This is a genomic window from Burkholderia sp. Ac-20344, assembly GCF_017104975.1.
In the GTDB taxonomy this organism is placed as follows: Bacteria; Pseudomonadota; Gammaproteobacteria; order Burkholderiales; family Burkholderiaceae; genus Burkholderia.
This window is the reverse complement of record NZ_JAAGPP010000262.1, coordinates 1-6202: the sequence shown is the minus strand read 5'-3', so window position 1 is coordinate 6202 and position 6202 is coordinate 1. Positions and strand designations below refer to the sequence as shown.

The window sequence follows — 6202 nt, the reverse complement described above, 5'->3', positions numbered from 1 at the left end:
CGAGCGCGTGAACAGCGTCTGGCCGAACGCGGCCTCGAGCGCGGCGACGTGGCGGCCGGCCGTCGGCTGCGTGATGCCGAGCGCGCGCGCCGCGCCGGACAGCGAGCCTTCCGTCAGCACGGCGAGGAAGGTGCGGTAGCGTTCCCAGTTCAGATCGGTAGTCATGCATAAATGTATAGCCGATCCGCTATGCTCGGCAATTCCTTGATAGCCGCCGGCGCGCCAGAATGCGTGTCATCACGGTTCATTCAAGGAGAGCGGCAATGACGACCCACGCGGGCGGGACGCAACGACAGGCACTCGTGCTCGGGGCGAGCGGCGGGATTGGCGGGGAAGTCGCGCGGCAGTTGCGCGATGCGGGCTGGCAGGTGCGCGCGCTGAAGCGCGGGCTCGACGCCGAGGTCGTGGAGCGCGACGGCATCGCCTGGATGCGCGGCGACGCGATGGATCGCGATGCGGTCGCCCGGGCCGCGCGCGGCTGCAGCGTGATCGTGCATGCGGTGAATCCGCCCGGCTACCGGAACTGGGCCGGGCAGGTGCTGCCGATGATCGACAACACGATCGCGGCGGCGCAGGCGGAGCGGGCCACCGTCGTGCTGCCGGGCACGGTGTACAACTACGGCGCCGACGCGTTTCCGGTGCTGCACGAAGATGCGCCGCAGCATCCGTCGACGCGCAAGGGGGCGATCCGCGTCGAGCTGGAGCGGCGGCTGCAGGATGCGGCCGGGCGGGGCGTTCGCACGATCATCGTGCGCGCCGGCGATTTCTTCGGGCCGAAGCTCACCGGCAACAGCTGGTTTGCGGCGGGGGTCGTCAAGGCCGGGAAGCCGGTTGCGGCCATCAGCGTGCCGGGGCGGGACGGCATCGGGCATCAATGGTCGTATGTGCCGGATGCCGCGCGCACGATGGTCGAGCTGATCGAGCGGCGCGACACGCTGGAACCGTTCGCGCGCTTTCACCTCGGCGGACATTGGGACGCGGACGGCACGCAGATGACAGACGCCGTGCGCCGCGTCGCGCAGCGGCACGGGCTGCGGCCGACGGTGCGCAAGTTTCCGTGGTGGCTCGTGTGGGCCGCGGCGCCGTTCGTCACGACGATGCGCGAATTGCTCGAGATGCGCTACCTGTGGCGCGAACCGATCCGGCTCGACAACGCGCGGCTGACCGCGGTGCTCGGCCGCGAGCCGGTGACGCCGCTCGATACCGCGGTGGAGGCGACGCTGGCGGGGCTCGGGTGTCTCAAGTGAGCAACGGCCCGTGCCGGAGTCCATGTCGTGGCTCGGGTATGCACGACGGCGAACCGCAGAACTCGCGGGGCAACAATTCTCCACATACCCGGGCGCGTCCGATGCGCATCATGTCGGCTAATGTCGATAGGGCGAAAACGGGTGCGCAATGTTGTATTTCGGATGGAAAGTGTCGGTTGCGGGCGCAATCATGGTCGCATTGAGCGGATGCACCGACCTGGCTGGGGTTCTGTATTGCAACAACTCGCAGTTCAACTTCCCGGACTATCACTGCTTTCAGCCTCATTGACAGAGGCAGGCGCGGCGACCGAAAGCCGTCGCGCCCGTGTGCCCCGCGATCGCTCGTTGCCCGTCACGCCACGACCGGCAGCACCTCCACCGCATAGCGGTGCCGAAGGCTGCGCCCGAGCACCGGATCGTGCAGTTCCATCTCAAACGCATCGCCGTCGCCCATCGCCGCGATCGCGCCATGCACGGCAACCGTGCCGCCATACATCGCGCAGCGCGCGGGCATCGTGCGGCGGTCGTCGAAGCGCTGCCACAGCACGTCGGGCGCGAGCAGGCCGCTGACTGCGCCGTGCTGGTATGCCGTCCGCTCGCCATCGCGCGAGATCAGCCACGAACGCATCTCGATCGCATCCCAGTGATCCGCGACGTCCGCGTAAAGCCACGCGTCGCGGCCGAGCGGTTTCGCGCATACCTGCTTCGACACCGCGACGCCGTAGGCTTCGACTTCGCGATCCGTATGGTCGGAGCCGACGGTCACGAGCGTGCCGGCCGGGCTGTCGACCAGCACGCATTCGATCTCGCCGCCCGAGCGCGCGCCGAGCACGCCGATCGCGGGCGCCTGCGTGAGCAGCGCGGCCGACACGCGATAGAAGCACGGCGTGGTCGACGGCGGCGCCACGCCGAGCGCCGCGAGTTCGTCGATATGCGCGCGGATCGCGGCCGCATCGCGGCCGGCCCAGCCGGCGATCACGACGCGCTCGATGTCGGCGTCGACAGCGGTCGGCGTGCCTTGAAGGGAAATCACGTTGAACGACAGGGCTGGCATGCGGATATCCGTTTGAAGTGCGAAGGAATGAATCGGCTGGCGGCAACGCTCAATCCGCGAGCGGCTGGTGCGCGGTCTCGCGTGCGACGAGGAGCGCGATCGACGTGACGACGAGCGCGGCGGCGACGTACAGCGATACGGCCGTCGTCGTGCCCGTCTGCCGGAACAGCGCGGCGATCACGAGCGGCGCGAAGCCGCCGCCGACGATGCCGGCGAGCGTGTACGCGAGCGACGAGCCCGCATAGCGCACGCGGGTCGGGAACTGTTCGGTCACGAATGCACCTTGCGGGCCATACATCACCGCGTGGATCAGGAGGCCGATCGCGACGGCCGCGACGATCGCACCGGGGCGCGCCGAATCGAGCAGCGTGAAGAACACGAACGCCCACACGATGCCGGCGAGCGCGCCGGCGAGATACACGGGCCGGCGGCCGAAGCGGTCCGACAGCGCGCCGAAGAACGGCACCGCGAGCGCGTTGCAGGCCGTGCCGATCATCACGGCCGTCAGCGCGACGGGGCGCGACAGGTGCAGCACGGTCGTCACGTAGGTCAACGTGAACACGACGATCAGCGCATACAGCACGTCCGAACCGATTCGCGAACCGCCCGCGATCAGCAGGCGCTTCCAGTGGTACTTCAGCACGTCCGCGACAGGCACGTCGGCGGTCGCATGCGATTCCGCGAGCTGCTCGAACTGCGGCGTTTCGTCGACGCCGCGCCGCAGCCAGAACCCGAACACGACGAGCAGCGCGCTGGCCGCGAACGGCACGCGCCAGCCCCACGACAGGAAGTCCCCCGACGTGGTCGACAGCGTCACGAGCGCGATGCAGCCCGTGCCGAGCAGCGTGCCGAACGACGGGCCCATCTGCGTCCACGACGCGGACAGCCCACGCCGCTTCTGGTCGCCGTGCTCGACCGACAGCAGCACCGCGCCGGCCCATTCGCCGCCGAGCGCGACGCCTTGCACGAAGCGCAGCGCGACGAGCAGGATCGGGCTCAGGATGCCGGCCTGCGCATAGGTCGGCAGCGCGCCCATCAGCGCGGTCGTCACGCCCATCAGCACGAGCGTGAGCATCAGCACCGCGCGGCGGCCGATGCGGTCGCCGAGGTTGCCGAACACGAAGCCGCCGAGCGGGCGCGATACGTAGCCGACCGCATAGGTCGAGAACGCGAGGATCGTGCCGGCCAGCGGATCGACCGACGGGAAGAACAGGTGATTGAAGACGAGCGCGGCGAGCGTGTTGTAGATCGTGAAGTCGTACCACTCGAGCGACGTGCCGATCATGCTCGCGGTCGCGAGTCGGCTGTTGCGGACGCGACGGGGCGCGTGGGCGGCGGGCTGGGCGAGAGTGCTCATGGTGTCGGGCATGTCGTGACGGGGAAGGGGTGAAGCGCCGGGCCGATGCGCTGGCGGGCATCGCGCCTGCGGTGCGGCCGGCGCGTTGGCGATCAGGCTGGCAGTGCGGCGGCGGCAGCCGGCTCGGTGTCGACGTCGTTGCGCGCCGCATCCAGCGGTGCGACGGCGCGCCACAGCAGGTCGAAGGTGCGCACGTCGTCGTGCCCGGCGAGCGATGCGGCCGCGCGGCGCGTCGCGGCCGCATCGCTGCCTTCGATCAGCACGAGCGCATCGGCGGCCGGGCGGGCGGCTACATCGGCGCCGATCGGCGCGGACAGCTCGGGCGCGGTGCGAAAGAGCCGCGCGGCGTGGATGCCCGGTTCGTGCAGCACGTCGTCGAAGCGCGCGCGCAGCTGTGGCACGTCGATGCGATCCGGCGGCAGCACGAACAGCGCGAGATGCGCGCCTTCGCCGTCGCCGGCCTCGATCGTCAGTTCGCCGACGCGCCGCTGCGTACCCGTCATGCGCTCGAAGTTCGCGAGCGACCATGCGGTCTGCTGCGTGAACGCGCGCCGGTACGCGTCGCCATGGAACACGTCGAGCGCGTCCGTCACGTACAGCGCGAGGTACTTGCGCGCGCCGCCATCGGTTGCGCGAAAGCGCCGCGCATGCGTGAAGCCGGGAATCGCGACACGTTCCTGCATGTGCTCGCGGTCGTACCACGCGTTGAAATCGGCTTCGTGCGCGGGGTCGATATCCGTCCAGACGCAAAGCTGGCCGTGCGGAAGGGAAAGGCGGGTCATCGCGGGGTTCCTCGTGACGGGGGGGTGTCAGGAACCGCAGTGTCCCGAAGACGGGCTACGCCCGTCCAACAAGAAAACAAATTCGCGGTGAACAGGTTTTCTTATGAGCGGTGCGGGCGGCGTTTCGCGGGGGGCGTGGCGGGCGGGGGGGATGGCGTCGTGCGCTTCGCTTTCGCCGGCGTGTTGGTTTTGTTTTTCGTTTTCGTTTTCGTTGCGGGACGGGCGGGTGTCTTGTCCACGCTGTCGGGCGTGGCCGGCGCGGCCGTCTTTGCGTGATGCGCGGCGGCCGCCATCGCGCGCGCAACTTCGCTGGCCAGTTCCGCGATGCGCGCGGCCACCGGCAGGCCCTGGCTGCGGTATGTCGCGACGAGCGGCAGCGCGGGGAATTCGGGCTCGACGTCGAGCAGTTCGAGCACGCCTTCGTGCAGCTCGCGCCCGATGATCGCGGGCGGCAGCGCGGCCACGCCGAAGCCGTCGGCGACGAGACGGATCATCGCGGCGACCGACGTGATGCAGTTGATGCTGGCCGGCCGCTCGACGGCCGCGAACAGCCGCTCGATCGTCGCGTGCGGCCCCGAGTGGCGGGAGAAGCTGATGATCGGGAAATCGGCCAGGCGCGCGACGTCGAGCGGCTGGCCGCCGAGCCCGAGGCGCGGGCTGGCTACCCAGCGCACCGGGAATTCGCACAGCGGCAGGTTCGTGAAGTCGGGGCCCGGCACCGGGTCGGTCTGCAGGATCAGGTCGACGCCGTCGGTGCTGAGCAGGCGGATCAGGTGCAGCGTCGTGTCGCTCGTGATCTCGACGTCGAGGCGCGGATAGCGCTCGCGCAGTTGCGCCATCAGCGCGGGGAACCAGCTGTGTACGATCGATTCGATCACGCCGATCCGGATCAGGCCCGCATCGCTCGCCGCGTCGATATCGCGGCGCATTTCGCCGTCGAGCCGCACGATCCGCTCCGCGTACGCGAGCATGCGGCGCCCGGCGGGCGTGAGCGTGGCCGAACGCGTATTGCGGTCGAACAGGCGCACGTCGAACGCTTCCTCGAGCGATGCGATGCGGCTCGACACGGCGGCTTGCGTCGTGTGCAGTTTTTCGGCCGTGAGCCGGAAGTTTTCCAGCTTCGCGAGCCAGACGAAGGTTTCAAGAAACCGGATGTTCATCGAGGTCAGCGCGGTGAGGCGGTGCCGGGCGGCGGGATCGGTCGATAGTAGCGGATTTTCGGGGGCGGGAAATAAGCGGGTGCCGCGATGCGCGTGCGGCGGAAGGGGCATCGACAGTCGGCGGAGGGCCGTTGCGCGTCGGGCAGCGCCTGCAGGAGGACGTGCGCGCAGGGACGCCCGCGGCGATGCAGCGCGCGAGCGGCGTGCCTGCTTGCGTCAAAGCTCGTCGAACGCAAGCGTCGGCACGTCGACGACCATCGCGCCGCCGTCGGCGACGAGCGTCGCACCGGTCACGAACGACGCGTCCGGCGACGCGAGGAACGCGCAGACGGCCGCGATCTCGTCCGGGGCGGCCGCGCGCCGCAGCGGCACGTCGGCGCTGACGCGCGCATACGCGCCGTCAAGTGTGTCGCCGTGCGCCGACATCAGCGGTTCCATCTCCGCATCGGCCATCGGCGTGCGGACCCAGCCCGGGCACACCGCATTCGCCCGCACGCCGTGCGGCCCGTAGTCGCGCGCGAGCGACCGCGCAAGCCCGAGCAGCGCGTGCTTGCCGACCGTATAGCCGCACACGCCGGGCCCGGCCGCGAGCGCGGCGATCA

Annotated in this window: 7 protein-coding genes; 1 reads left to right on the top strand and 6 read right to left on the bottom strand. The window is 69.8% G+C overall.

What is annotated here, in order from left to right:
• Positions 1-165 (bottom strand): LysR family transcriptional regulator (locus tag G3N64_RS37755; protein WP_205788686.1); only part of this gene is annotated, 165 nt, incomplete at its 3' end.
• 98 nt (positions 166-263) lie between these two features.
• Between G3N64_RS37755 and G3N64_RS37750 the strand changes: the two genes are divergently transcribed.
• Positions 264-1247 carry an NAD-dependent epimerase/dehydratase family protein gene (locus tag G3N64_RS37750; RefSeq protein ID WP_205788685.1) on the top strand — a complete coding sequence of 328 codons (984 nt, stop codon included), beginning with the start codon at positions 264-266 and terminating at the stop codon, positions 1245-1247.
• A 352-nt stretch (positions 1248-1599) separates the two neighbouring features.
• Here G3N64_RS37750 and G3N64_RS37745 read toward each other — a convergent pair whose 3' ends face one another.
• The 5 genes from G3N64_RS37745 to G3N64_RS37725 all read right to left on the bottom strand — a co-directional run.
• Positions 1600-2301 (bottom strand): DUF2848 domain-containing protein, encoded by a 702-nt coding sequence (locus tag G3N64_RS37745; protein WP_205788684.1) that lies wholly within the window; start codon positions 2299-2301, stop codon positions 1600-1602.
• A 49-nt stretch (positions 2302-2350) separates the two neighbouring features.
• Positions 2351-3670: an MFS transporter gene (locus tag G3N64_RS37740; RefSeq protein ID WP_205788683.1), complete on the bottom strand. Its 1320-nt coding sequence runs from the start codon at positions 3668-3670 to the stop codon at positions 2351-2353.
• A gap of 80 nt (positions 3671-3750) precedes the next feature.
• Positions 3751-4440 (bottom strand): DUF4286 family protein, encoded by a 690-nt coding sequence (locus G3N64_RS37735; RefSeq protein ID WP_205788682.1) that lies wholly within the window; start codon positions 4438-4440, stop codon positions 3751-3753.
• Positions 4441-4541: 101 nt separating this feature from the next.
• A complete protein-coding gene (locus G3N64_RS37730; RefSeq protein ID WP_205788681.1) occupies positions 4542-5600 on the bottom strand; it encodes a LysR family transcriptional regulator in 1059 nt (352 codons plus the stop codon).
• 216 nt (positions 5601-5816) lie between these two features.
• On the bottom strand, positions 5817-6202 hold a 386-nt coding region (locus tag G3N64_RS37725; protein ID WP_205788680.1), incomplete at its 5' end, for an SDR family oxidoreductase.